This is a genomic window from Actinotalea sp. (assembly GCF_035443605.1).
Lineage (GTDB): Bacteria > Actinomycetota > Actinomycetes > Actinomycetales > Cellulomonadaceae > Actinotalea.
On record NZ_DAORSQ010000017.1, the window covers coordinates 1 to 25350 of the forward strand.

The following is a 25350-nucleotide window of genomic DNA, read 5'->3' on the forward strand; positions in this document are numbered from 1 at the left end:
CGGACGACGGGATTCGAACCCGCGACCCTCACCTTGGCAAGGTGATGCTCTACCACTGAGCCACGTCCGCGCAGCACGTCCGCCGTTCCCGGCGCCGTGCGCGTCCCGAACTCTAACCGACCGCTGCGACGAGAGTCCAACCGGCTCGGCCCCGCGCGTCGGGCGCCGCTACCGTGAGCCGGTGACCGACCCACTCCCCGAGCACGACCGGCGCCCCGGTGCCGCCGTCGTGTCCTCGGCCGGGGCGTCCTCGGCCGGGGCGTCGATGTGGTTCGCGGGCGTCCGCGGGCGAGGTGCGGTGGAGTGCATCGATCTCGCCACCGACGGGGACCGCGTGACGTCCGGCATGTGGGCGGTGGTCGGGGACTTCGAGGGCCGGGTGCTGGCCTGGCGCTTCGCGGACGTCGAGCGGACGGCGGAGGAGGCGCCGGCCCGTGGAGACGACGTCCCCGCGGCCGGCCGCGCTGACGCGCCCTGGTCCGGCCCCGCGCCCGAGCAGTGGAGCAGCTCGATGGACCGCGACACCTACGTCGCCGGGGTCGGGTCGATCCGTTCCGCCGTGCGCGAGGGCGAGGTCTACCAGGTCAACCTCTGCCGCGTGCTGTCCGCCCCGCTGCCCGCCGTCGACGGGGCCGAGCCGGACCCGGCGCCGCTGGCGGCCCGCCTCGCGGCCGGCAACCCCGCGCCCTACGCCGGGGTGGTGCACGTCCCGGCGGGGGGCGGGCTGCCGCCCGTCTGGGTCGTCACGGCCTCGCCGGAGCTCTTCCTGCGCGTCGGGGACGGCCTCATCACCTCCGGTCCCATCAAGGGCACGGCGACGACCCCGCAGGGTCTCACCGCCAAGGACGAGGCCGAGAACATCATGATCGCCGACATGGTCCGCAACGACCTCCAGCGCGTCTGCCGCCCCGGCACCGTGGAGGTCACCGACCTGCTCGCCGTCGAGCAGCACCCCGGCCTGGTGCACCTGGTCACGACCGTCCAGGGTGAGCTGACGAGGCCGAGGCCGGACTGGACGGCGATCCTCGCGGCCACCTACCCGCCCGCCTCGGTGTCGGGCGCGCCGCAGCACACGGCCCTGGCGGCGATCGCCCAGCTCGAGCCGGTGGCGCGCGGACCGTACTGCGGGGCCATCGGCTGGATCGACGCGGACGCCGGCCGTGCCGAGCTCGCGGTGGGCATCCGGACGTTCTGGTGGACGCCGGACGGCGGTGGACGCCTGCACTTCGGCACCGGCGCCGGGATCACCTGGGGCAGCGACGCGGGGGCCGAGTGGGCGGAGACCGAGCTCAAGGCCCACCGCCTCGTGACCCTGGCCAGCACGGGCGTCGCGGCCCGCCCGAGCAGCGGGGACGACACGGGCGCGCCGGACGGACCGGACGCGCGCCGCGGGACGAGGATGGCCGGACCGGGCACCAGGGAGCGGAGGACGTCGTGAGCGGGATCGTCGTGTGGGCGGACGGACGGCTGCGGGACCCTGCCGAGCCGGTCCTCAGCGCCGTCGACCACGGTGTGACGGTCGGCGACGGGGTCTTCGAGACCTGCGGCGTGGTCGACGGCTCCGCCTTCGCGTTGACGCGCCACCTGGCCCGGCTGGTGCGCTCGGCGCGGGGCCTCGGGCTCGAGGACCCCGACCTCGACGCCGTGCGCGCCGGTGTCGCCGCCGTCCTGGCCCGGCCGGAGGGACTGGGGCGGGTGCGGGTCACCGTCACGGCCGGGCTCGGCCCGCTCGGCTCGGGCCGCACCCCGGGGGCGCAGAGCGTGCTCGTCGTGGCTGGTCCGGCGGCCGGCCCGGCGCCCGTGCGGGCCGTGCGCGTCCCGTGGACGCGCAACGAGCGCTCGGCGGTCGCGGGGCTCAAGACGACGTCGTACGCCGAGAACGTCGTCGCCCTGGCGGCGGCGAGCCGTGCCGGTGCCGACGAGGCGCTGCTCGCCAACACCCGCGGCGAGCTGTGCGAGGGCACCGGGAGCAACGTGTTCGTCGAGCGCGGGGGAGAGCTGCTGACGCCGCCGCTGTCGAGCGGCTGCCTCGCGGGGATCACGCGCGAGCTGGTGCTCGAGTGGTCGGCCGCGGCCGGGCTGCCCGTGCGCGAGGCCGAGCCGGGCGAGCTGGCCTTCGCGGTCCTGGACGAGGTGACGGCCGGCGCTGCCCGGCTCGCGATCAGCGGCTCGGTACGGACCTTCGTGCCCGTCGTCGCGCTGGACGGCGTCGCGGTGGTCGCGGGCGAGATCACCCGGGCGGCGGCGGAGGTCTACGCGAGCAGGGCCGCGCTCGACGTCGACCCCTGAGCCCGGCCCCGGACGCCACGGCGCCCGGGGCCCCTCGGGGATCCGGGCGTCCGTGCGTCGTGGGCCGGGGCCCACGTGCGGTCAGGCGTCGAGCAACGTGTCGATGAGGCGCGAGATCTCGCTCTCCATGTGCGTGCTCTCCGCGCCGAACGGCACACGCCGCACGGTCGCGGACAGGAACGCCACGAACGGGTCCACCGGCCCGGCCAGGAGTGCCTCACCCTCGACGCCGCTGAGCGTCATGAGCAGGTAGGCAGGGTCCTCGTCGCGCCAGATCCGTACGTCGCCGGTACCGGCGGGTGCGGCCGCGTCGGCGAGCACGCCGTGCGCGATGAGCTCGCGCCCGATGAGCCACGTCGAGGTCGAGCTCGAGCCGACGAAGGCCACCCGCACCGTGTAGGGGTCGGTGGCGTCGAAGTCGAGCTCGGCGCTGATCGGCAGCACGCTCGCGTCCGCGAGCACCAGGTGCATGGGGACGACCTCGTGGACGTCCGCTGCGGGTCCCGCCATGGTCACCCCTCCCTAGTTCAGTCGTGCGATGTGGCGATCCGGCGGGGGCACGGACCGCGTTTCGGCAATCCGCTGCGCATTCGCTAGCATCATGCCGTCGTCGTACAGCGAGCCGCTCGCTGCACGATGGGCGATTAGCTCAGTGGTAGAGCGCCTCGTTCACACCGAGGAGGTCACTGGTTCGAACCCAGTATCGCCCACAGCACGTCCCGGGCGGGATCGCCCGAATGGGCGTTTCTTCCGGTTCCCGTGCCTCGCCGGGACGCGAACTCGCAGGTCAGGGCCAGCAAGTTACCTCCGGGTAGCCGGGCCCGATCACCCGGGTGAACCGCGGTCGCGTCACCCGTCCGGAGCAGCGTTCGCGGGACCGCCGGGGCACCCGCCACGAGGCGCCTCGCGGGACCACCTGCCCGCCGGCCAGCGCGGCGCTCGGTAGCATCGAACCGCCGACCACCCGAGGAGCAGCTGCCGTGCCTGAGATCACCCTGACCGTCGACGGAGTCGAGCGGGCGGTGAGCGTGCCCACCACGGGCGTTGACCTGTTCGGGGACCGGCGTGACGTCGTCGTCATGCGGGTCGACGGCGAGCTGACGGACCTGGCGACGGCGGTCCCGGCCGGTGCGGTCGTCGAGGCCGTGACCATCGACTCGCCCGACGGGCTGGCCGTGCTGCGCCACTCCACGGCGCACGTGCTCGCCCAGGCGGTCCAGGAGCTGCACGCCGACGCGCGGCTGGGCATCGGCCCGCCGATCACCGACGGCTTCTACTACGACTTCGACGTGGCCACCCCGTTCACCCCCGAGGACCTCAAGGCCCTGGAGAAGGTGATGGCCCGGATCGTCAAGGAGGGTCAGACCTTCCGGCGCTGGGACCTCACCGAGGACGAGGCGCGCGCGGAGCTCGCGGCCGAGCCGTACAAGCTCGAGCTCGTCGGCCTCAAGGGCACGGCCGCCGAGGAGGGCGCCTCGGTGGAGGTCGGCCTCGGCGGGCTGAGCATCTACCAGAACCTGCGCCGCGACGGCTCGGTGGCGTGGCAGGACCTCTGCCGCGGCCCGCACCTGCCCAGCACCCGGCTCATCGCCAACGGCTTCCAGCTGACCCGCTCGGCCGCGGCCTACTGGCGCGGCAGCGAGAAGAACCCGCAGCTCCAGCGCGTCTACGGCACCGCGTGGCCCACCAAGGACGCGCTGCGCGCGCACCTGGACCGGATCGCCGAGGCCGAGCGCCGCGACCACCGCCGCATCGGCGCGGAGATGGACCTCTTCTCGTTCCCGGACGAGCTGGGCTCCGGGCTGCCCGTGTTCCACCCCAACGGCGGGATCATCCGCAACGAGCTGGAGGACTACTCGCGCAAGCGCCACGTCGCGGCCGGGTACTCCTTCGTCAACACCCCGCACATCACGAAGTCGCGGCTGTACGAGGTCTCCGGGCACCTGGACTGGTACGCCGACGGCATGTTCCCGCCCATGCACATCGACGCCGAGATCGACGACGACGGCACGGTCCGCAAGCCGGGGCAGGACTACTACCTCAAGCCGATGAACTGCCCGATGCACAACCTCATCTTCGCCTCGCGCGGGCGCTCCTACCGCGAGCTCCCGCTGCGGCTGTTCGAGTTCGGCACGGTCTACCGCTACGAGAAGTCCGGGGTGGTGCACGGCCTGACCCGCGTGCGCGGCCTGACCCAGGACGACGCGCACATCTACTGCACGCGCGAGCAGATGGCGGGCGAGCTGACGAGCACCCTGAACTTCGTGCTCAGCCTGCTCAAGGACTACGGGCTCGAGGACTTCTACCTCGAGCTCTCCACGCGCAACCCCGAGAAGTCCGTGGGCAGCGAGGAGGCGTGGGACGAGGCCACCCGCACGTTGCAGGAGGTCGGCGCGGCGTCGGGGCTCGAGCTCGTCCCGGACCTGGGCGGCGCGGCGTTCTACGGGCCCAAGATCTCTGTCCAGGCGCGCGACGCGATCGGCCGCACGTGGCAGATGTCGACCATCCAGCTGGACTTCAACCTGCCCGAGCGGTTCGAGCTCGAGTACACCGCGTCCGACGGCTCGCGGCAGCGGCCCGTGATGATCCACCGTGCGCTCTTCGGCTCCATCGAGCGGTTCTTCGGCGTGCTCACCGAGCACTACGCCGGGGCGTTCCCCGCGTGGCTCGCGCCGGTGCAGGTGGTCGCGGTGCCCGTCGCCGAGCCGTTCAACGACTACCTCCAGGCGGTCGTCGACCGGCTGCGCACGCACGGCATCCGGGCGGAGCTCGACGCGTCGGACGACAGGTTCGGCAAGAAGATCCGCACGGCGAGCACGCAGAAGGTTCCCTTCGTGCTCATCGCCGGCGGCGACGACGTCGACGCCGGAGCCGTCTCGTTCCGCTACCGGGACGGGCGCCAGGACAACGCTGTGCCGATCGACGATGCCGTCGAACGGATCCTCGCGGCGGTCCGCGACCGCGTCCAGGTCTGAGATGGCCGAGGACGTGAGGGCCGAGGACCCGATGACGCACGATGCGCTGACGGACGGCGCACCGGCAGGCGAGCCCGACGGCTACGAACGGCTGTGGACGCCGCACCGCATGGTGTACATCGCCGGGCAGGACAAGCCGTCCGGGCCCGACGTCGCCCAGTGCCCGTTCTGCCGTGTGCCCTCGCGGCCGGACGCCGAGGCCCTCGTCGTCGCGCGCGGGGAGCGTGCCTACGTGGTGCTCAACCTCTACCCGTACAACTCGGGCCACCTCATGGTGGTGCCGTACCGGCACGTCGCGGACTACACCGAGCTCGACGCAGCCGAGACCGTCGAGGTCGCCACGCTGACCCAGACGGCCATGACCGTGCTGCGCGCCGTGATGCACCCGCAGGGCTTCAACCTCGGCATGAACCAGGGTGCGGTCTCCGGTGCCGGCATCGCGGCCCACCTGCACCAGCACGTCGTGCCGCGGTGGGGCGGGGACGCGAACTTCCTGCCCATCGTGGCGCGCACCAGGGCCCTGCCGGAGCTGCTCGCCGACACCCGGGACCGGCTCGCCGCCGCGTGGCCCGGGGCGGGGGAGTGAGCGCCCCGTGCTGAGTCGACTGCGGGCCGGCAGCGCCCGCGCGCTGGGGCCGGTCGCGAGGTTCCTGCTCGCGCGCGGTGTGTCGCCCGACGCCGTGACCATCGCGGGCACCCTCGGCGTCGTCCTCGCCGCGCTCGTCCTGCTGCCGACGGGGCACCTCACCGCGGCGGCGCTCGTCATCGCGGTGTTCGCCCTGACGGACCTCGTCGACGGGCTGATGGCCCGCACCGCGGGGCGCAGCGGCCCGTGGGGCGCCTTCCTCGACTCGACGCTCGACCGGTTCGGCGACGCCGCGATCTTCTCCGGCCTGGTGGTCTACCTGGCGCGCTCCGGCGACGAGCTCGGCGCCGTGCTGGGCCTGGCGTGCCTCGCGCTCGGCGCGATCGTTCCCTATGCCAGGGCCCGGGCCGAGGGCCTGGGGATGACGGCCTCCGTCGGGATCGCCGAGCGGGCCGACCGGCTGTTCCTCGTGCTCCTGGCGATCCTGCTCGTCGGCATCGGCCTGCCCGCCGTCGTGCTCACGGTCGTGCTGGGCCTGCTCGCCGTCGCGAGCGCCGTGACCGTGGTCCAGCGCATGGCGACCGTGCACCGCCAGGCCGCCGAGCGCGCCCGGGAGGCCGGGGCATGAACCTGCGCTCGAGGGTCTTCCTCGTCGGCTGGCACGCCGCCTCGCGCGCGCCGCAGGACGTCGTGCGCGCCGTCATGCACGTCGCGGCCGAGGCGGCGTGGCTGGCCCACGGCGCCGGCGTGCGCCAGCTCGAGGCGAACCTGCGCCGGGTGGTGCCGGGTGCGGACGACCGCGAGATCCGACGCCTGAGCCGCGAGAACATGCGCCGCTACCTGCGCTACTACGGCGAGACCTTCATGCTCGGTCGGATGACGCCGGAGCAGATGCTCGCGCGGGTGCGGCCGATCGGTGACCAGGGGGTCCGCGACGTCATCGACGCCGAGCACTCCGCGCTGCTCGCGCTGGGCCACCAGGGCAACTACGACCTCGCGGGGGCGTGGGCCACGGTGCACGTCGCGCCCACCACGACGGTGGCCGAGCGACTGGAGCCGCCGGAGGTCTTCGCGGAGTTCGTCTCCCTGCGCGAGCGCAACGGGCTGACGATCCTCCCGCTCGACCCGGGCAAGGACGTCTTCCGGGACCTGCTGCGGGCCGTCAAGGGCGGCGGGGCCCTGGTGCCCTTGCTGGCGGACCGGGACCTCACGGAGCGCGGCATCGAGGTCGATCTCTTCGGCCACCGGGCGCGCGTCGCGGCCGGTCCGGCGGCCCTCGCGATCTCCACCGGCGCACCGCTGTTCACCACGACCGTGCGGCACGTGCGCCTGCGCGGCGCGGAGCGGCGCGCCGCCGGGTCGCGCTGGGGGATCGTGCTGTCCTTCCTCCCGGTCGAGGTCGAGCTGGATCGCACCCTGCCCCGCGCCCAGCAGGTCGCGCGGCTCACCCAGGCGTGGGTGGACCTGCTCGCCGCCGACATCGCCGCGCACCCCACGGACTGGCACATGCTCCAGAAGGTCTTCGTCGCGGACATGGACCCCGAGCGGGCCGCCCGCGCGACCCGGCCGGAGGCGTCCTCCGGTGGGTGAGCCGCTGCGCATCGGGCTGGTCTGCCCGTACTCGTTCGACGTGCCCGGGGGCGTCCAGTTCCACGTGCGCGACCTTGCCGAGGCGCTCATCGCGCAGGGTCACACCGTCTCGGTGCTGGCCCCTGCGGACGAGGACACCCCGCTGCCCGGCTACATCGAGTCCGCCGGCCGGGCCATCCCGGTCCGCTACAACGGCTCGGTGGCCAGGATGACCTTCGGACCCGTCAGCGCGCGGCGCGTGCGACGGTGGCTCGTGGCCGGGGACTTCGACATCCTGCACCTGCACGAGCCCGTGACCCCGAGCCTCGGGATGCTCGCGCTGTGGATCGCGTCCGGCCCCATCGTCGCCACCTTCCACACCGCGCTGCTGAGGTCCCGCGCGCTGCAGGTCGCGTACCCCATGGTGCGGCCGTCGCTGGAGAAGATCGCCGCCCGGATCGCCGTCTCGGAGGACGCCCGGCGCACCCTCGTCGAGCACCTCGGCGGGGACGCCGTCGTCATCCCCAACGGCGTCTACGTCGACACGTTCGCCGCGGCGCAGCGGGACGAGCGCTGGACCGGCACCCCGCAGGCGCCGACGGTCGCCTTCCTCGGCCGCCTCGACGAGCCCCGCAAGGGCCTGCCCGTGCTCACCGCGGCGATCCCTGCGGTGCTCGCCGTGCATCCGGGCGCGCGGTTCCTCGTCGCCGGGCACGGCGAGACCGGTGCCGCTGAGGCGACGGCCGCGCTCGGCGACCTCGCGTCGAGCGTCGAGTTCCTCGGCGGGGTCAGCGACGAGGACAAGGCGCGACTGCTGGCCTCGGTGGACGTCTACTGCGCCCCGCACACCGGCGGCGAGAGCTTCGGGATCGTGCTCGTCGAGGCCATGAGCGCGGGGGCCACCGTGGTGGCCAGCGACCTCGGGGCGTTCCGACGCGTGCTCGACGAGGGCGAGGCGGGCGTGCTGTTCCGCAACGGCGACGCCGCCGACCTGGCGGCCACGCTCAACCGCGTGCTCGCCGACCCCGACCTGCGGGCGCGCACCTCCCGGCGGGCGAGCGCCGTCGTGCGGCGCTACGACTGGTCGACGGTCACCGCGCAGGTGCTCACGGTCTACGAGACGGTGCTCGCCGGCACCTCGCCGAGGGTCCGGGTGGGCGAGGACCCGACCTCCCTGCGGACGGTCGCGCGCCGCGGCGAGGAGGGCGCACCATGACGTGGTCGGAGCTCACCGTCCTGGTCTCGGCCCTGCTGCTGCTCGTGGCGTGGTTCGCCTGGGTCGCGGCGAGCCGGCTCGACCGGCTGCACCGCAAGGTGGCGACGTCGTGGACCTCGTTGGACGACCAGCTGGTCCGCCGGGCGTCGTCGGCGGCGGAGCTCGCGTCGGGCGGCCTGCTCGACCCCGTCAGCTCCGTGCTCGTCGGCGAGGCGGCCTGGGTGGCGCTCTCGTCGCGCGGCACCGGTCGGGAGGCCGGGCCGACGGGGCCGACCGCCACGGTCCTCCCGTCGGGCACCGCGTCCACCGAGGGCACCGCGCGGGACGTGGCGGAGAGCGAGCTGTCCCGCACCATCCGCGTGGCGCTGTCCGACCCCGCCGACGTCGAGGCGCTGCGCGCCGTCCCGGCCGGCGACGAGCTCGTCGAGGCCCTCGCGGCGGCCTGGTACCGGGTGCAGCTGTCGCGACGCTTCCACAACGAGGCCGTCGCGCAGACGCAGCGCATGCGCCGCAAGTGGGCCGTGCGCCTGCTGCGCCTCTACGGCCACGCGCCGATCCCCCAGACGGTCGAGATCGACGACGCGTGGCCCGAGGCGCTCGGCACGGCCGGCGGGCGCTGACGCCTCGCGTCCGGGTCGGGGTCCGAGGACGGCCTCGGTCTAGGATGGTCGGTGCCCCCGCGAGGACGAGGCGGCTCCCCGACCCCAAGAGCAAGGACTGACGTGACCAACGACAACGGCTCGACCGTCATCGGCACCGCCAAGGTCAAGCGCGGGATGGCCGAGATGCTCAAGGGCGGCGTGATCATGGACGTGGTCACCGCCGAGCAGGCAAAGATCGCGGAGGACGCCGGCGCCGTTGCCGTCATGGCCCTCGAGCGCGTGCCCGCCGACATCCGGGCGCAGGGTGGCGTGGCGCGGATGAGCGACCCCGACCTCATCGACGGGATCATCGAGGCCGTCTCGATCCCGGTGATGGCCAAGGCGCGCATCGGTCACTTCGTCGAGGCGCAGGTGCTCCAGTCGCTCGGTGTCGACTACATCGACGAGTCCGAGGTCCTCACCCCGGCCGACTACGCGCACCACATCGACAAGTGGGCCTTCACGGTGCCCTTCGTGTGCGGCGCGACCAACCTCGGCGAGGCCCTGCGGCGCATCACCGAGGGTGCCGCGATGATCCGGTCCAAGGGCGAGGCCGGCACGGGCGACGTCTCCAACGCGACGACGCACATGCGCCAGATCCGCGACCAGATCCGCCGGCTGTCGTCCCTGCCGCCCGACGAGCTCTTCCTCGCGGCCAAGGACCTCCAGGCGCCGTACGACCTCGTCGCCGAGGTGGCCCGCACGGGGGCGCTGCCCGTCGTGCTCTTCACCGCGGGCGGCATCGCGACGCCGGCCGACGCGGCCATGATGATGCAGCTCGGCGCCCAGGGCGTCTTCGTGGGTTCGGGCATCTTCAAGTCCGGCAACCCGGCCGAGCGCGCCGCGGCGATCGTCAAGGCGACGACGTTCTTCGACGACCCGGACGTCATCGCGCGCGTCTCGCGCGGGCTGGGCGAGGCCATGGTGGGCATCAACGTCGAGGACGTCCCGGAGCCGCACCGGCTGGCCGAGCGCGGCTGGTGACGTCCAGGCCGCCGTTCATCGGTCAGGACTGGGTGCTGGCGCAGGACGGGCGGTGGTTCCGCCGGGGCGCGCGCGTGGTGCTGCTCGACGCGCAGGACCGCGTGCTGCTGCTGCGGGCGCACGACGTCGACGACCCGGACCACCGGTGGTGGTTCACGGTCGGCGGGGGAGTCGCGCCCGGTGAGGACGAGCGCGATGCCGCTGTGCGGGAGGCTGCCGAGGAGGTCGGCATCCGGCTGGTCGCCCCGGACCTGCTCGGCCCGGTGCTGACGCGCGCCGCGGTGTTCGACTTCGCACGCGTCGCCTGCCGGCAGGACGAGACGTTCTTCCTCGCCAGGGTCGAGCGCCACGACGACCCCGGGGTGGACCGCTCCGCGTGGACGGCGATCGAGCACGAGACGGTCGACGAGGTGCGCTGGTTCGGCCTCGACGAGCTCGCGGCCGTGCCCATCGCGGTCTACCCGGAGGGCCTGGTCGAGCTGCTGCGCGGCTGGATCGGCGGCTGGGACGGGACCGCGCCGCACATCGACGCCACGTGAGCAGCCGGCGCGTGCCGGGTGTGCGGAGCATCACACGGGGGCCTACCCGCCGGTAACCTCCGCGTGATCCGCGGGCGTTAGCGTCGGCCCGTGCCCACCACCACCTCTCCGGTCCTGCGCATGCGGCGCAGCGGCATCCGCGCCCTCATGGAGCTCGCCCTGGCGGACCCGCTCGCGATCCACCTCGAGATCGGCGAGCCGGACGTGCCCACGCCGGACCACGTCCTGGCGGCGGCCGCAAGGGACGCCGCGGCCGGGCACACGGGCTACACGTCGTCCACCGGGTCCGCGGAGCTGCGCACGGCGCTGGCGGAGAAGGTCCGGCGCGTCAACGGGCTGGACGTGGGACCGGCCGACGTCATGGCCACGCACGGCGCGATGCACGGCCTGGCGATCGCCTTCGCCGCGACCCTCGGCCCCGGTGACGAGGTGCTGCTGCCGGACCCCGAGTTCCCCAACTGGCGGATGGCCGTGACGGCCACCGGCGCCGAGGCGGTGACGTATCCGACGCGCGCCGAGCACGGCTTCGTGCCACGCCTCGAGGACATCGCGGCCGCGATCACGCCGCGCACGAAGGTGCTGCTGGTGTGCTCGCCGAACAACCCGACCGGCGCGGTCTACCCGGCAGCGCTGCTCGAGTCCGTCGTGGCCCTCGCCCGGCAGCACGACCTGTGGGTCTTCTCCGACGAGTGCTACGAGGCGATCACCTACGACGCGCCGCACGTCAGCCCTGCGCAGTTCGACACCGACGGCCGCGTGCTGACGTTCTTCTCGTTCTCCAAGACCTACGCGATGACCGGCTGGCGGCTGGGCTACGTCGTCAGCCCCGACCCGGCGTTGACAGAGCTGCTCGCCCAGGTGGCCGAGGCGACCGTCGGGTGCCCGTCGTCGGTGAGCCAGCGGGCGGCCCTCGCCGCGCTGCGCGGCACCCAGGAGCCGGTCAGCACCGCGGTCGCCTCGTACCGGGGGCGGCGCGACGACGCCGTCGCCCTGCTCGCGGCGGCGGGCGTGCCGTGCTCGGTGCCCGACGGCGCCTTCTACCTGCTGGTCGACGTCTCCGCCGTGTCCCGGGACGGCAACACGTTCGCGCTGCGTCTGCTGCGCGAGCACCACGTGGCGGTCTCGCCCGGGGAGGCCTTCGGTCCCGGCGCCGCTGGCATGGTCAGGGTCTCGTTGGCCAGCGCCCCCGACGACCTGCGGGTGGGGCTGCAGCGCCTCGTCACGCTGGTCGCACGCTGGGACGAGCCCGCCGGGCGTGCCGTCGAGGCCGGGGCGCAGCTCAGGTGACGGTGGACCGTGCTCCGTCCAGCGCTGCGGCCTCGCCGGCGTCGAGCGCCGCGCGCATCTGCTCCGCCGTGCGCAGCAGGTCCGCGTGCGTGAGGTACGGCGCGGCGACGCCCAGGCGCACCAGCCCGGGCTCGCGGAAGTCGCCGACCACCCCGCGCGCGATGAGAGCCTGCACCAGCCCGTAGGCCTGCGGGTGCCGCACCGAGACGTGCGAGCCGCGCCGGGCGTCCTCGCGCGGGGTCACCGGCTCGGCCTCGGGCACGAGCGCAGCCAGGACGTCGAGCAGGTAGCCGGTGAGCGACAGCGAACGCGTGCGGACCTGCTCGGGCGTCACGCCGTCGAACGCGCCGAGGGCGGCCTCGAGGGCGAGCAGCGACAGCAGCGGCGGCGTGCCCACCCTGGCCCGCGCGATCCCCGGCGCGAACCGGTGCTCCGGCGCCATCGCGAAGGGGTCGGCGTGGCCGTGCCAGCCGCGGATCGCGGGGGAGTACCCGTCCTGGTGGCGGCGCGCGACGTACGTGAAGCCCGGCGCGCCCGGCCCGCCGTTGAGGTACTTGTAGCCGCAGCCCACCGCGAGGTCGACCTCGTGGGCGTCGAGGCCCACCGGCACGGCACCGGCCGTGTGGCTGAGGTCCCACAGCGACAGCGCCCCGACGGCGTGGGCCGCGCGCGTCAGTCCCGGCAGGTCCCACAGCTCACCGGTGCGGAAGTCCGCGTGCGACAGCGCGACGAGTGCGACGTCGGTGCCGTGCGCCGCCAGGACCGCAGGCACCTCGGCGGGGCTCGCGTGCACCACCCGCCAGCCGACGTCCTGGGCGACCCCGGCCAGCACGTACAGGTCGGTCGGGAAGGAGCCGGGGTCCGTGACCAGCAGGCCCCGCCCCGGGCGGAGCAGCGCCGCCGCCCGCGCGGCCTGGAAGAGGTTGACCGACGTCGAGTCGCCCACCGCCACCTGACCGGCCCCCGCGCCGACCAGCCGGCCGACGCGGTCGCCGACCCGCAGCGGGGCGCCCCACCAGTCGTGGACGTTCCACGACGTGATGAGGTCGCGGCCCCACTGCTCGCGGACCACCGCGGCGACGGCATCGGGCACCGCGCGGGGCAGGGCCCCGAGCGAGTTGCCGTCGAGGTACACCACACCCGCCGGGAGCTCGAACCGGTCCCGCAGGTCCGTCGCGGCGTGCTCGGCGTCGAGCCGTGCCGCGAGCTCGTGCCAGGTGCCGGCGTCTGGATCGCCGCCCCGGCGGGCATCGCCCGGCCGGCGGTGGTCGTCTGGCGGGGCGGCCGGGTCCATGGGCCGAGGATAGGCGCCAGTAGGATCGCCCGTCGTGACCCCCACCATCGGAGTGCTGGCCCTGCAGGGCGACGTGCGCGAGCACCTGACGGCCCTGGACGCCGCCGGAGCCACGGCCGTCGCGGTGCGCCGGCCGGCGGAGCTCGCCGCCGTCGACGGGATCGTGCTGCCCGGCGGGGAGTCCACGACGATCGACAAGCTGCTGCGCATCTTCGAGCTCTTCGAGCCGCTGCGCGCGGCACTCGGGGCTGGCCTGCCCGCCTACGGGTCGTGCGCCGGGATGATCCTGCTCGCGGACCGGATCACCGGTGGCACCAGCGACCAGCAGACGCTCGGCGGGCTCGACATCACCGTGCGGCGCAACGCCTTCGGCCGCCAGGTCGACTCGTTCGAGACCGACCTCGTCGTCGAGGGGATCGCCGACAGCCACGAGACCCCGGTGCACGCCGTCTTCATCCGCGCACCGTGGGTGGAGGAGGTCGGCCCCGGCGTGCGGGTGCTGGCCAGGGTGGAGTCCGGTCAGGCCGCCGGTAGGATCGTGGCGGTGCGCGAGCGCGACGTCCTGGCCACGTCCTTCCACCCGGAGATCTCCGGCGACCTGCGCCTGCACCGACTGTTCGTCCAGATCGTCACCGAGCGCGGCTGAGGGGTTTCGCACCATGTCAGGTCACTCCAAGTGGGCCACCACCAAGCACAAGAAGGCCGTGGTCGACGCCAAGCGCAGCAAGCTCTTCGCCAAGCTCATCAAGAACATCGAGGTCGCGGCGCGCATCGGCGGCGCCGACCTCGCCGGCAACCCGACCCTGTTCGACGCGGTGCAGAAGGCCAAGAAGTCGTCGGTCCCGATCGACAACATCAACCGCGCCGTCAAGCGCGGCTCCGGCCAGGAGGCCGGCGGTGCCGACTACCAGACGATCATGTACGAGGGCTACGGCCCCGGGGGCGTGGCCGTGCTCGTCGAGTGCCTCACCGACAACCGCAACCGCGCGGCCTCCGACGTGCGCGTCGCGTTCACCCGCAACGGCGGATCGCTGGCCGACCCGGGCTCGGTGGCCTACCTGTTCTCGCGCCGCGGCGTCGTCGTCGTGCCGAAGACCGACACCCTGACCGAGGACGACGTCCTTGGCGCCGTGCTCGACGCGGGCGCCGAGGAGGTCAACGACCTCGGCGAGGCGTTCGAGGTGATGAGCGAGGCGACCGACGTCGTCGCCGTGCGCACCGCGCTGCAGGCCGCGGGGATCGACTACGACTCCGCCGAGGCCCAGTTCGTCCCCGCCGTGCAGGTCGAGGTCGACATCGACGGCGCCCGCAGGATCCTCAAGCTCATCGACGCCCTCGAGGACAGCGACGACGTCCAGGACGTCTTCGCCAACTTCGACGCCTCCGACGAGGTCATGGCGGCGCTCGAGGAGGAGTGAGCCCGCGGGCAGCGCGTCCTGCACGGGCCGCCCGTCCCCGGCTGTGAGACTGGGCCCGTGCGCGTGCTCGGAGTGGACCCAGGGCTGACCCGGTGCGGGCTGGGAGTGGTCGACGCGCTGCCGGGGCGCCGCGTGCGGATGGTCGCGGTGGGCGTCGCGCGCTCTGATCCAGACGACGACGTCGCGCACCGCCTCTCGATCATCGCGGCGGAGGTCGACGCGTGGCTCGACGAGCACCGACCCGACGCGGTCGCCGTGGAGCGCGTCTTCGCGCAGCACAACGTGCGCACGGTCATGGGCACGGCGCAGGTCTCGGGGCTCGTCATGGTCGCGGCGGTGCGGCGCGGGCTGCCCGTCGCGCTGCACACGCCGTCCGAGGTCAAGGCAGCGGTCACCGGCCACGGCAGGGCGCCCAAGGACCAGGTGGGCCGGATGGTCGCGCGGATCCTCGGGCTGGACGAGCCCCCGAAGCCCGCCGACGCCGCGGATGCCCTGGCCCTGGCGATCTGCCACCTGTGGCGTCCCTCGGCGCCGTCGGCCGCGGGTCTGACCCTCTCCGTGGCGGTGCCCGGCACCGGGGCGCCCGGCACCGGATCGTCCGGCCCGGCACCCCGGACCACCGCGACCCCGGCCCAGCGGGCGTGGGCGCAGGCCGAGGCGGCGGCGCGCCGCACGGGACGGTGACCGCGGCGCTTGTTACCGTGTGCCCTGGTCGTACAGGTGTTCGGGGCGCTGCGGCGCGCACGGTTCGGGGAGGGTGCTGGTGATCTCGTCACTGCGCGGGCGCGTGCTCGCGGTGCGGCTCGACGCCGTGGTCGTGGACGTGGGCGGCGTGGGGCTCATGGTGCACGCCACCCCGGGGACGCTGGCCGGCCTGCGGGTGGGCGAGCAGGCGGAGCTCTCGACCTCGCTGCTGGTGCGTGAGGACTCCCTGACGCTCTTCGGCTTCGCCGACGCGGACGAGCGCGACGTCTTCGAGACCGTCCAGACCGTCAGCGGGATCGGCCCGCGGCTCGCCCTGGCCATGCTGGCCGTGCACCCGCCGGACGCCCTGCGCCGGGCCGTCGCCGCCGAGGACCTCACGGCCCTGCAGCGCGTGCCGGGGATCGGGCGCAAGGGCGCCCAGCGACTCGTCCTCGAGCTCGCGGACCGGCTCGGGCCCGCCGGGTCGTCCGCCGCGGGCGCGCCCGTCCGGTCCGGCCCGGTGGACCGTCGCGCCGAGGTGGTCGAGGCCCTCGTCGGGCTGGGCTGGAACCTCAAGGCGGCCCAGGACGCGGTCGGCGCCGTGGTGCCCGCCGCGGAGCCGGTCGAGGACGTGGCGGCGGTGCTCCGCGGTGCGCTGCGGACGCTCGGCGGGCACCGTGGCTGACGACATCGACGGTTCGGACGAGATCACCACCGAGCGGATCGTCGCGCCGGGGGCCGAGGACCTCGAGCGGGCGGCCGAGGCCGCGCTGCGCCCGCGCCGGCTGGCGGAGTTCGTCGGCCAGCGGGTGGTCCGCGACCAGCTGGAGCTCGTGCTGCACGCGGCGATGGGCCGCGGTCGCGCCCCGGACCACGTGCTGCTCTCCGGTCCGCCGGGCCTGGGCAAGACCACCCTCGCCATGATCATCGCGGCGGAGCTGGGCACCTCGATGCGGATCACCTCCGGCCCCGCGATCCAGCACGCCGGCGACCTCGCCGCCGTGCTCGCCGCGCTCGAGGAGGGCGAGGTGCTCTTCCTCGACGAGATCCACCGGTTGGCCCGGCCGGCGGAGGAGCTGCTGTACGTCGCGATGGAGGACTTCCGCGTCGACGTGGTGGTCGGCAAGGGGGCCGGCGCCAACGCCATCGGCCTCAGCCTCCCGCCGTTCACGGTGGTGGGTGCGACCACCCGGGCGGGGCTGCTCCCTGCACCGCTGCGGGACAGGTTCGGCTTCACCGGACACCTCGACTTCTACGACGAGGCCGAGCTGCGCCAGGTTCTGGGCCGCTCGGCCGGCCTGCTGGGCGTCGACCTGCACGGCGACGCGGCGGCCGAGATCGCGTCGCGCTCGCGCGGTACGCCGCGGATCGCCAACCGCCTGCTGCGCCGGGTGCGCGACTGGGCGCAGGTGCGCGGTGACGGCACGCTGCACCTCGCCGCGGCCCGCGCGGCGCTGGCCGTGTACGAGGTCGACGACCTGGGCCTGGACCGGCTCGACCGTGCGGTGCTCACGGCGCTGTGCTCGCGGTTCGGCGGCGGCCCGGTGGGTCTGACGACGCTGGCGGTCGCGGTGGGCGAGGAGCCGGAGACCGTGGAGACCGTCGCAGAGCCGTTCCTCGTGCGCGAGGGGCTCATGGGCCGGACCTCCCGCGGTCGTGTCGCGACCGCGCGGGCGTGGGAGCACCTGGGCCTCGTCGCGCCGCCGTCGGCAGAGACGCTCTTCGGCTGAGCCCACGGGCGCACCGGCGCCCGGGTGTCGCGGCGGAACCGCCGGGCGGCCGCGTCCGTTAGGGCGGTGGCGCGCCGGTCGCCTAGACTTCCCGCGGTCACCACCTCAGACAGGACGTGAGAAGCACTGATGGACCCGAGCATCCTGATCATCATGGCGTTGGCAGTCGGAGCGATGTGGCTCATGACCAACCGCACACGCAAGCAGCAGAAGGCGGCAGCGGACTTCCGCGCGAGCCTCACCCCGGGTCAGGACGTCATGACCGGCTCGGGCCTCTTCGGCACCATCGTGGCCGTCGACGACGACGTCATCACCCTCGAGACCTCCCCGGGCGTCACCAGCCGCTGGCTGCGCCCCGCCATCGCCAAGCTCGTCGAGCCGCCGGTCGCGGCGGGCGACGCCGTCGAGGACGACGAGGACGAGTACGACGACGAGGACGAGTACGACGACGAGTACGACGAGGAGCTCGACGACGCCGACCTGGCCGCCGAGGGCGACGAGGTCCTGGATGAGGACGACGCGCCCGTGGCGGGCCTCGCCGACGTCGAGATCCCCGACGACGCCTCCAGCCTCACCACGGACCCCGGCGAGGACGAGACGCCCCGACGCTGACCGCCGGCCCACCCGGGCCCGGCACGGACCGCGGGCCCGCACGGGCCGGCGGTCGACCGCTTCACGAGAGAGACGAACCGTTGGCAACACCGACCCGCCGTGTCCAGCCCGTGCGCACCCTGGTGACGCTCGCCGTCCTGGTCATCGCGCTGCTGGGCGCCCTGCTCGCCGGGGCGAGGTGGTCGGACGCCTCCCTGACCCCCAAGCTCGCGCTGGACCTCGAGGGCGGGACGCAGATCATCCTGCGGCCCGTCGCCGAGGACGGTGCCGACGTCACCGCCGATGCCATCGCCCAGGCGATCGACATCATCCGCCAGCGCGTGGACGCCTCGGGCGTCGCCGAGGCGGAGATCACCAGCCAGGGCGGGTCCAACGGGGGCACCAACATCGTGGTGGCCCTGCCCGGCCAGCCCGACCAGGCGACGCTCGACCTGGTGCGCGAGTCCGCTCAGATGCTCTTCCGCCCGGTGCTGACCTACGGCGCCCCGACGGTCGGCGAGCCGACGACGGCCGCGGCCGACCTCGGGACCCCGGTCGACGCGAGCGACCTCGCCTGGCTGACCCAGGACGTGCTGGACGCCTACGCGGCACTCGACTGCACGGACCCGGCCAACCTCACGGGCGGCGCGGGCGTCAGCGGCGCAGCTGACGCGCCGGTCGCAGCGTGCGACCAGGACGGGGCGTTGAAGTACGTGCTCGGTCCGGTGGAGATCCTCGGCAGCGACATCGACTCCGCGTCCTCCGGGCTGCAGGTGGGCCCGACGGGCGCCCTGACCAACGAGTGGGTCACCACCATCAGCTTCACGTCCGCCGGCACGACGACGTTCCGCGAGGTCACGACCCGCCTGCTGAGCCTCGAGTCCCCGCGGAACCAGTTCGCCATGGTGCTCGACGGCCTCGTGATCTCGGCGCCATCGGTCAACTCCGTCATCGCCGACGGCAACGCGGAGATCTCGGGGTCGTTCACGCGCGAGTCCGCGGCCACGCTCGCCCAGCAGCTCAACTTCGGTGCCCTGCCCCTGACGTTCGAGGTGCAGAGCGAGCAGCAGATCTCCGCGACCCTCGGCTCGGAGCAGCTGCAGAAGGGCCTGCTGGCCGGCCTCGTCGGCCTCATCCTCGTCGCGTTGTACTCGCTCGTGCAGTACCGCGCCCTGGGGCTCGTGACGATCGCCTCGCTCGTGGTCGCCGGCGTCATCGCCTACGCCCTCATCACGCTGCTGTCCTGGACCCAGGGCTACCGGCTGAGCCTGCCCGGCGTGGCCGGCATCATCGTCGCCATCGGTATCACGGCCGACTCGTTCATCGTCTACTTCGAGCGCGTCCGCGACGAGCTGCGCGACGGACGCACCCTGCCCGCCGCGGTCGAGGAGGGTTGGCGGCGCGCCCGGCGCACCATCCTGGCGTCCGACGCGGTGAACTTCCTCGCGGCGTTCGTCCTGTACTTCCTTGCCGTCGGCGGTGTGCGCGGGTTCGCCTTCACGCTCGGCCTGACGACGCTCGTCGACCTCGTGGTCGTCTTCCTGTTCACCCACCCCCTGCTCATCCTGCTGGCCCGCACCCGGTTCTTCGGCGAGGGCCACCGCTTCTCGGGGCTCGACCCCGCAGCCCTGGGGGCGCGGTCCCGGTACGTCGGGCGCGGGCGGGTCGTGGCGGCCGGTGCGCGCGCCGACGGCGGGGCGGACGGGCAGCCGGAGGTGGCGTCGGACGGCCGACCGGCCGAGCCCGACCCGTCGGAGCAGGACGCCGAGCCGCGCCGCCTGACCATCGCCGAGCGACGCGCCGCCGAGCTGCGCGCCGCCAGTGCCACTGCTCACCGGAAGGACGTCTGATGGCCGCCTCGCGGATGTCCCAGTGGGGCAACGACCTCTACACGGGCAAGCGCTCGTACGCCATCGTGGGCCACCGCCGGCGCTGGTACTACGTGTCGGCCGCGTTGCTGACCCTCTCGGTGCTCCTGCTGGTCGTGCGCGGCCTCAACCCGAGCATCGACTTCAGCGGCGGCGCCGAGTTCACGCTGTCCGGGGTGTCCGACACCTCCCAGCAGCCGGCGGTGGACGCCATCACGGCGATCGCGCCGGACTCCGTGCCCCGCGTCGCCGTGATCGGCACGTCCACGCTCCAGGTCCAGACCGGGACGCTGGACGACGCCCAGGTGCGCCAGGCCGCCGACGCCCTCGCCGCGGCCTACTCGATCCCCGTCGCCGACGTCTCTTCGTCGTTCGTCGGTCCCAACTGGGGCAGCGACGTGACGGGCAAGGCGCTGCGGGGTCTCATCGTCTTCCTCGTCCTCGTGACCCTCGTCATGACCGTCTACTTCCGGGCCTGGCGGATGGCCGTGGCGGCGCTGGTCGCGCTGCTGCACGACCTCGTCATCACCGTGGGCCTGTACGCCGGCGTCGGCTGGGAGGTCAGCCCCGCAACGGTGATCGGCTTCCTCACGATCCTCGGGTACTCGATCTACGACACGGTCGTGGTGTTCGACAAGGTCCGCGAGAACACCGCCAAGACGCTCGAGCAGAAGCGCTACACGCACGCCGAGATGGCCAACCTCGCGGTGAACCAGACGCTGGTGCGCTCGATCAACACCTCGGTCGTCGCGCTGCTCCCGGTCTCCGGCATCCTGTTCATCGGTGCCTTCCTGCTCGGCGCCGGCACGCTGCGCGACATCGCCCTGGCGCTGTTCATCGGCATGATCGTCGGCACGTTCTCCTCGATCTTCATCGCCACACCGGTGGCCGTGACCCTGCGGGAGCGCGAGCCTGCGATCAAGGCGCACACCGAGATGGTCCTCGCCGCCCGCCAGGCGGCCACGGGCAGCACGGGCACGCCGCTCGAGCCGGTGCGCGTCGGAGCCAGCGTCCCCGGGGTGCACCTCGGCACGGCGGCCCAGCCCAAGCGTCGCAAGCCGAACCGGCCCGCCGGGCGCAAGCCGTGAGCACCTCGCTCGCCGAGCGGGCGGCGGGGTTCATCCACGACGTCCCGGACTACCCGAGCCCTGGCGTGCTGTTCAAGGACATCACCCCGCTGCTGGCGAACGGTCCGATGTTCGCCGAGGTCGTCGCGCACCTCGCGGCCCGGGCGCCCGAGGTCGACGTCGTCGTCGGGATGGAGGCGCGCGGGTTCATCCTCGGCGCGCCGGTCGCGGTGGCCCTCGGAGCGGGGTTCGTCCCCGTGCGCAAGGAGGGCAAGCTGCCGCGAGCCACGCTCGCCGGCGCCTATGACCTCGAGTACGGCAGCGCCGTGCTCGAGGTGCACGCCGACACGTTCGCGCCAGGGAGCCGGGTGCTCATCGTCGATGACGTGCTGGCCACCGGCGGCACCGCCGCGGCGACGGTCGAGCTGCTCGAGCGTGCCGGAGCCGTGGTCCTGGGGCTGGCCTTCCTCATGGAGCTGACGTTCCTCGAGGGTCGCTCCCGGCTGGCCGGCCGCGACCTGGACGTGCTGCTCACCTACTGACCCCGGCGCCGGGGACGGGCCCCGGCCGGCAGCCCCTCTAGACTCGACCCACCGGTCGGCGAGGGGAGGGCAGATGAGCGAGGAGAAGGCTGCGGCCGAGCCCTTCGTGACGCCCCCCGTCCGCGCCGTGGGCGCCCCGCCACCGCCGACCGACGAGGACCTGCGGCGCGAGCTCACCCCGCCCACCGGTGTCGCACGCACCACCGGACCGGTCCCCGTGGCGCCGGAGCCGCCGGCGTCGGGCAGCAAGGTCCGCTCGCGCCTCGTCCGCTTCGGCAGCCGCACACCGGTGGTCTCCCCGGCGCTCGAGCCGCTGCTGGTGGCCGTGCGGGCGAACCATCCCAAGGCGGACCTGTCCGTCCTGGAACGTGCCTACGCGACCGCGGAGCGGGCCCACCGCGGCCAGATGCGCCGCAGCGGCGATCCGTACATCACGCACCCCGTGGCCGTCGCGACCATCCTCGCCGACCTCGGGATGACGCCGCCGACCCTCGCGGCCGCCCTGCTGCACGACACGGTCGAGGACACCGACTACTCCCTGGACGCCCTGCGGGCGGACTTCGGGGAGGAGATCGCCATGCTCGTCGACGGGGTGACCAAGCTCGACAAGGTCGTCTACGGCGACGCGGCTCAGGCCGAGACCGTGCGCAAGATGGTCGTCGCGATGTCCCGCGACATCCGGGTGCTCGTCATCAAGCTCGCCGACCGCCTGCACAACGCCCGGACCTGGCGCTTCGTCCCCGCAGCCTCGGCCGAGCGCAAGGCGCGCGAGACCCTGGAGATCTACGCGCCGCTGGCGCACCGGCTCGGGATGAACACCATCAAGTGGGAGCTCGAGGACCTGTCCTTCTCGACGCTGTACCCCAAGGTGTACGAGGAGATCGTGCACCTCGTCGCCGAGCGGGCGCCGGCCCGCGACGAGTACCTGGCCGTGGTCCGCGACCTCGTGACGGCCGACCTGCGTGCGGTGAAGATCCGCTGCTCGGTGACCGGCCGGCCCAAGCACTACTACTCGATCTACCAGAAGATGATCGTGCGCGGCCGCGACTTCTCCGACATCCACGACCTCGTGGGCGTGCGGGTCCTCGTGGACACGGTCCGGGACTGCTACGCGGCGCTCGGCGCGATGCACGCTCGGTGGAACCCGGTGCCCGGCCGGTTCAAGGACTACATCGCGATGCCCAAGTTCAACATGTACCAGTCGCTGCACACGACGGTCATCGGTCCCGGCGGCAAGCCCGTGGAGATCCAGATCCGCACGCACGAGATGCACCGGCGGGCCGAGTACGGCGTGGCGGCCCACTGGAAGTACAAGGAGACCGCCAAGGCGCAGGGCGGCGCCGTCGACGCGGTGAGCGACATGGCGTGGCTGCGTCAGCTGGTCGACTGGCAGCGTGAGACGGCTGACCCGTCGGAGTTCCTCGACTCGCTGCGCTTCGAGATCCGCGGCGTGGAGGTCTTCGTCTTCACGCCGAAGGGCGACGTCATGGCGCTGCCTGCCGGCTCGACCCCGGTGGACTTCGCCTACGCGGTGCACACCGAGGTCGGGCACCGGACGATGGGTGCCCGGGTCAACGGGCGCCTGGTGCCGCTGGACTCGGTGCTGGACAACGGTGACGTCGTCGAGGTGCTCACCTCCCGGGCGGAGACCGCGGGTCCCAGCCGGGACTGGATGACCTTCGTCAAGAGCCCCCGCGCGCGCAACAAGATCCGGCAGTGGTTCTCCAAGGAGCGCCGCGAGGAGGCCATCGAGCACGGCAAGGACGCCCTGGCCAAGGCGATGCGCAAGCAGAACCTGCCCATCCAGCGTCTGCTGTCGCACGAGGCGCTCGTCACGCTCGCCAACGAGATGCGTCACGCGGACGTGTCCGCCCTCTATGCGGCGATCGGTGAGGGCCAGCTCGCCGCCTCGACGGTGGTCCAGCGGCTGGTGCAGTCGATCGGCGGCGAGTCCAGCGCCGAGGAGGACATCGCCGAGGTCACGCGCCCCGGCAACACCTCACGCCGCAGCCGGACCGGCGACGCCGGCGTTGCCGTCAAGGGCGTCAGCGACGTCTGGGCCAAGCTCGCCAAGTGCTGCACTCCCGTCCCGGGCGACGAGATCGTCGGGTTCGTCACGCGCGGTACCGGCGTCAGCGTGCACCGTTCCGACTGCGCCAACGTCGAGGCCCTGCGTGCCCAGCCCGAGCGGATGGTCGAGGTCGAGTGGGACTCGGGGGCGAGCACGCTGTTCCTCGTCCAGATCCAGGTGGAGGCGCTCGACCGCAGCCGGCTGCTCTCGGACGTCACCCGCGTGCTGTCCGACCACCACGTCAACATCCTCTCGGCGTCGGTCTCCACCTCACGCGACCGCGTGGCGCTGTCGAAGTTCATCTTCGAGATGGCCGAACCCGGGCACCTGCACTCGGTGCTCTCCGCGGTGCGCAAGGTCGACGGCGTCTTCGACGTCTACCGGATCACCGGCTCGAAGGTCGCGGACCTGCCGGGCGCGCACGCCTGACGGACCGCCCCCCCGGGCATGGTTGTGGGCCCGATCTGTCCCCGCACGCCGCAGGCCCGGAGCGTCCTGCTGTGCCCCGGGCCCGCGTGCGTCGTGCCCAGCGCCTAGCGTGACTCGTCTGCGGCGCGCTGCACCTGCTCCAGCCACGCCCGCCGCGCCTCGAGCGCCGCGGTGGCCTCGGCGATCTTGCGGGCGTTCTTGGCGGCGGTGGCGGCGGCCAGGTCTGCCTCGAGGCCGGCGATGGCCGACTGCAGCTGGGCCAGGGCGCCCTCGGCCCGCGCGCGGGTCTCGGGGTTGGACCGCTGCCACTGTGCCTGGTCGGCCTCGCGGACGGCGGTCTCCACCGCGCGCAGCCGGCCCTCGACGCGCTGCATGTCGGCGCGCGGCACCTTGCCGGCCGACTCCCAGCGCTCCTGGATGTCGCGCAGGCTCGCCTTGGCCGCCGGGAGGTCCTTGACGGGCACCAGACGCTCCGCGGCCTCGAGCAGCGCGAGCTTGACCTCGAGGTTGGCCGTGTACTCCGCGTCCGTCTGCTTGTTGGCCGCGTCGCGCGCTGCGAAGAACTGGTCCTGGGCGCCGCGGAACTTGGCCCACAGGGCGTCGTCGTCCTTGCGGCTGGCCCGGCCGGCGGACTTCCACTCCTCCATGAGGTCGCGGAAGGCCGTCGAGGTCACGGCCCAGTCGGTGCTCGCGGCAAGGGCCTCCGCACGTGCGACGAGCGCAGCCTTGGCCGTCTTGGCCTGCGCGTTGTTCTTCTCCAGGTCGGCGAAGTGCCGACGGCGCTCGCGGTCGAACGCCGATCGCGCGTGGCTGAACCGCTTCCACAGCGCGTCCTCGGATCCGCGGTCCACCCGGGGTCCGTGACGCTGGGCGTCCTTCCACTGCTCGAGCAGCGTGGCGAGCCGCTCGCCGGCCGGTCGCCACTGGACCTTGGACGGGTCGGTCGCGGCCAGGGCCTCGGCCTCCTCGACGAGGGCGGTGCGGGCCGCGAGGGCCACCAGTTTGGCGGCGGCGCGCTCCGCATCAGCGGCAGCCCGGCGCTCCTCGGCGACCGAGCGCAGGGCGCCGAGACGCACGCGCAGGTTGTCCAGGTCGCCGACGGCCGCCGGGGCGGCGAGCTCCTCGGTGAGCAGGGCCAACGTCGCCTCGATCTCCTTGACCGGGAGGTCGGTGGCCACCCGGGCCTCGATGAGCAGCACCTTGGCGTGCAGGTCGGCGAACCTACGCACGTAGAACGCCAGCGCGTCGTTCGCGTCCGCGCCGGGGTACTGCCCGACGGCGCGCTCCCCGGCCTCCTCGCGGACCCAGACGGTGCCGTCGTCGTCCACCCGACCCCAGCGCGCGGCCTCGGCGGCCTCCGCGGGCGTGAGGCTGACCGGGCTGATGACGGGAGCCGGGGCGGCCGTCGGTGCGACCGGGCGGATGCCGGGGCTGGGCGGGCGCGGCATCGGGCGCGGCGTCGGGTGCGGGCGGGGGGACGGCGTCGGGACGGGGACGTCGACCGGTGCCGCGGGTACGGGCTCGGTCTCCACGACGGGCTCGGTCTCCACGACGGGCTCGGTCTCCACGA

General features: G+C 73.7%; 24 protein-coding genes and 1 tRNA gene. 22 read left to right on the forward strand and 3 right to left on the reverse strand.

Translation table 11 applies throughout. From position 1 onward, the window contains the following. Nucleotides 1–181: 181 nt before the first annotated feature. Nucleotides 182–1438, forward strand: a complete 1257-nt coding sequence (locus PKY62_RS03370) for a chorismate-binding protein (RefSeq protein WP_324534849.1) — start codon at nucleotides 182–184, stop codon at nucleotides 1436–1438. Continuing rightward, nucleotides 1435–2289 carry an aminotransferase class IV gene (locus tag PKY62_RS03375; protein WP_324534851.1) on the forward strand — a complete coding sequence of 285 codons (855 nt, stop codon included), beginning with the start codon at nucleotides 1435–1437 and terminating at the stop codon, nucleotides 2287–2289. The genes PKY62_RS03370 and PKY62_RS03375 overlap by 4 nt, the downstream gene beginning before the upstream one ends. An 81-nt stretch (nucleotides 2290–2370) precedes the next feature. On the opposite strand, the gene PKY62_RS03380 is transcribed toward PKY62_RS03375, so the two are convergent. Then, the gene (locus tag PKY62_RS03380; protein WP_324534853.1) at nucleotides 2371–2799 is read right to left on the reverse strand and encodes an SsgA family sporulation/cell division regulator; all 429 of its coding nucleotides are present in this window, start codon (nucleotides 2797–2799) and stop codon (nucleotides 2371–2373) included. 128 nt (nucleotides 2800–2927) lie between these two features. On the opposite strand from PKY62_RS03380, the gene PKY62_RS03385 reads away from it, so the two are divergent. From PKY62_RS03385 to PKY62_RS03430, 10 genes are all read left to right on the forward strand, one after another. After that, a tRNA-Val gene (locus PKY62_RS03385) sits at nucleotides 2928–2999 on the forward strand. A 270-nt stretch (nucleotides 3000–3269) separates the two neighbouring features. Continuing rightward, nucleotides 3270–5264 (forward strand): threonine--tRNA ligase, encoded by a 1995-nt coding sequence (gene thrS, locus PKY62_RS03390; protein ID WP_324534855.1) that lies wholly within the window; start codon nucleotides 3270–3272, stop codon nucleotides 5262–5264. Nucleotide 5265: 1 nt separating this feature from the next. Next, complete coding sequence (locus tag PKY62_RS03395) at nucleotides 5266–5850, forward strand: HIT family protein (protein WP_502875772.1); 585 nt, start codon at nucleotides 5266–5268, stop codon at nucleotides 5848–5850. 7 nt (nucleotides 5851–5857) lie between these two features. Continuing rightward, complete coding sequence (gene pgsA, locus PKY62_RS03400) at nucleotides 5858–6478, forward strand: phosphatidylinositol phosphate synthase (RefSeq protein WP_324534858.1); 621 nt, start codon at nucleotides 5858–5860, stop codon at nucleotides 6476–6478. Then, entirely contained in the window at nucleotides 6475–7440 is a 966-nt protein-coding gene (locus PKY62_RS03405) for a phosphatidylinositol mannoside acyltransferase (protein WP_324534860.1), read from the forward strand. The genes pgsA and PKY62_RS03405 overlap by 4 nt, the downstream gene beginning before the upstream one ends. 4 nt (nucleotides 7441–7444) lie before the next feature. Beyond that, a complete protein-coding gene (locus tag PKY62_RS03410; protein ID WP_324534904.1) occupies nucleotides 7445–8635 on the forward strand; it encodes a glycosyltransferase family 4 protein in 1191 nt (396 codons plus the stop codon). After that, entirely contained in the window at nucleotides 8632–9255 is a 624-nt protein-coding gene (locus tag PKY62_RS03415; RefSeq protein ID WP_324534862.1) for a hypothetical protein, read from the forward strand. Before PKY62_RS03410 ends, PKY62_RS03415 begins: the two co-directional genes overlap by 4 nt. A 102-nt stretch (nucleotides 9256–9357) precedes the next feature. Further along, nucleotides 9358–10260 (forward strand): pyridoxal 5'-phosphate synthase lyase subunit PdxS, encoded by a 903-nt coding sequence (gene pdxS, locus PKY62_RS03420; RefSeq protein WP_324534864.1) that lies wholly within the window; start codon nucleotides 9358–9360, stop codon nucleotides 10258–10260. After that, entirely contained in the window at nucleotides 10257–10799 is a 543-nt protein-coding gene (locus PKY62_RS03425; protein WP_324534866.1) for an NUDIX hydrolase, read from the forward strand. Before pdxS ends, PKY62_RS03425 begins: the two co-directional genes overlap by 4 nt. A 90-nt stretch (nucleotides 10800–10889) precedes the next feature. Then, a complete protein-coding gene (locus PKY62_RS03430) occupies nucleotides 10890–12086 on the forward strand; it encodes a pyridoxal phosphate-dependent aminotransferase (RefSeq protein WP_324534868.1) in 1197 nt (398 codons plus the stop codon). Here PKY62_RS03430 and PKY62_RS03435 read toward each other — a convergent pair. Beyond that, complete coding sequence (locus tag PKY62_RS03435; RefSeq protein WP_324534870.1) at nucleotides 12079–13380, reverse strand: aminotransferase class V-fold PLP-dependent enzyme; 1302 nt, start codon at nucleotides 13378–13380, stop codon at nucleotides 12079–12081. The two genes, PKY62_RS03430 and PKY62_RS03435, sit on opposite strands and share 8 nt — an antisense overlap. A 34-nt stretch (nucleotides 13381–13414) precedes the next feature. Between PKY62_RS03435 and pdxT the strand changes: the two genes are divergently transcribed. The 10 genes from pdxT (at nucleotide 13415) to PKY62_RS03485 (ending at nucleotide 23780) form a co-directional block, all read left to right on the forward strand. Then, entirely contained in the window at nucleotides 13415–14026 is a 612-nt protein-coding gene (gene pdxT / locus PKY62_RS03440) for a pyridoxal 5'-phosphate synthase glutaminase subunit PdxT (protein WP_324534872.1), read from the forward strand. 13 nt (nucleotides 14027–14039) lie between these two features. Then, on the forward strand, nucleotides 14040–14798 hold the full coding sequence (locus tag PKY62_RS03445) for a YebC/PmpR family DNA-binding transcriptional regulator (RefSeq protein WP_324534874.1): 759 nt from the start codon (nucleotides 14040–14042) through the stop codon (nucleotides 14796–14798). 57 nt (nucleotides 14799–14855) lie between these two features. Then, nucleotides 14856–15482: a crossover junction endodeoxyribonuclease RuvC gene (gene ruvC / locus PKY62_RS03450; protein WP_324534876.1), complete on the forward strand. Its 627-nt coding sequence runs from the start codon at nucleotides 14856–14858 to the stop codon at nucleotides 15480–15482. Nucleotides 15483–15561: 79 nt separating this feature from the next. After that, nucleotides 15562–16167: a Holliday junction branch migration protein RuvA gene (gene ruvA, locus PKY62_RS03455; protein ID WP_324534878.1), complete on the forward strand. Its 606-nt coding sequence runs from the start codon at nucleotides 15562–15564 to the stop codon at nucleotides 16165–16167. Beyond that, the gene (ruvB, locus tag PKY62_RS03460; RefSeq protein WP_502875773.1) at nucleotides 16160–17212 is read left to right on the forward strand and encodes a Holliday junction branch migration DNA helicase RuvB; all 1053 of its coding nucleotides are present in this window, start codon (nucleotides 16160–16162) and stop codon (nucleotides 17210–17212) included. Before ruvA ends, ruvB begins: the two co-directional genes overlap by 8 nt. Before the next feature lie 129 nt (nucleotides 17213–17341). Further along, nucleotides 17342–17824: a preprotein translocase subunit YajC gene (yajC, locus tag PKY62_RS03465; protein WP_324534880.1), complete on the forward strand. Its 483-nt coding sequence runs from the start codon at nucleotides 17342–17344 to the stop codon at nucleotides 17822–17824. An 80-nt stretch (nucleotides 17825–17904) separates the two neighbouring features. Further along, nucleotides 17905–19653: a protein translocase subunit SecD gene (gene secD, locus PKY62_RS03470; protein ID WP_324534882.1), complete on the forward strand. Its 1749-nt coding sequence runs from the start codon at nucleotides 17905–17907 to the stop codon at nucleotides 19651–19653. Next, entirely contained in the window at nucleotides 19653–20759 is a 1107-nt protein-coding gene (gene secF / locus PKY62_RS03475; RefSeq protein WP_324534884.1) for a protein translocase subunit SecF, read from the forward strand. The genes secD and secF overlap by 1 nt, the downstream gene beginning before the upstream one ends. Next, nucleotides 20756–21280 carry an adenine phosphoribosyltransferase gene (locus PKY62_RS03480; RefSeq protein ID WP_324534886.1) on the forward strand — a complete coding sequence of 175 codons (525 nt, stop codon included), beginning with the start codon at nucleotides 20756–20758 and terminating at the stop codon, nucleotides 21278–21280. Before secF ends, PKY62_RS03480 begins: the two co-directional genes overlap by 4 nt. A 73-nt stretch (nucleotides 21281–21353) precedes the next feature. Then, nucleotides 21354–23780, forward strand: coding sequence for a RelA/SpoT family protein (locus PKY62_RS03485; protein WP_324534888.1), 2427 nt, complete (start codon nucleotides 21354–21356; stop codon nucleotides 23778–23780). Nucleotides 23781–23884: 104 nt separating this feature from the next. Here the strand turns inward: PKY62_RS03485 and PKY62_RS03490 are convergent. Continuing rightward, nucleotides 23885–25350: DUF349 domain-containing protein (locus PKY62_RS03490; protein ID WP_324534890.1), on the reverse strand; the 1466-nt coding region annotated here is incomplete at its 5' end.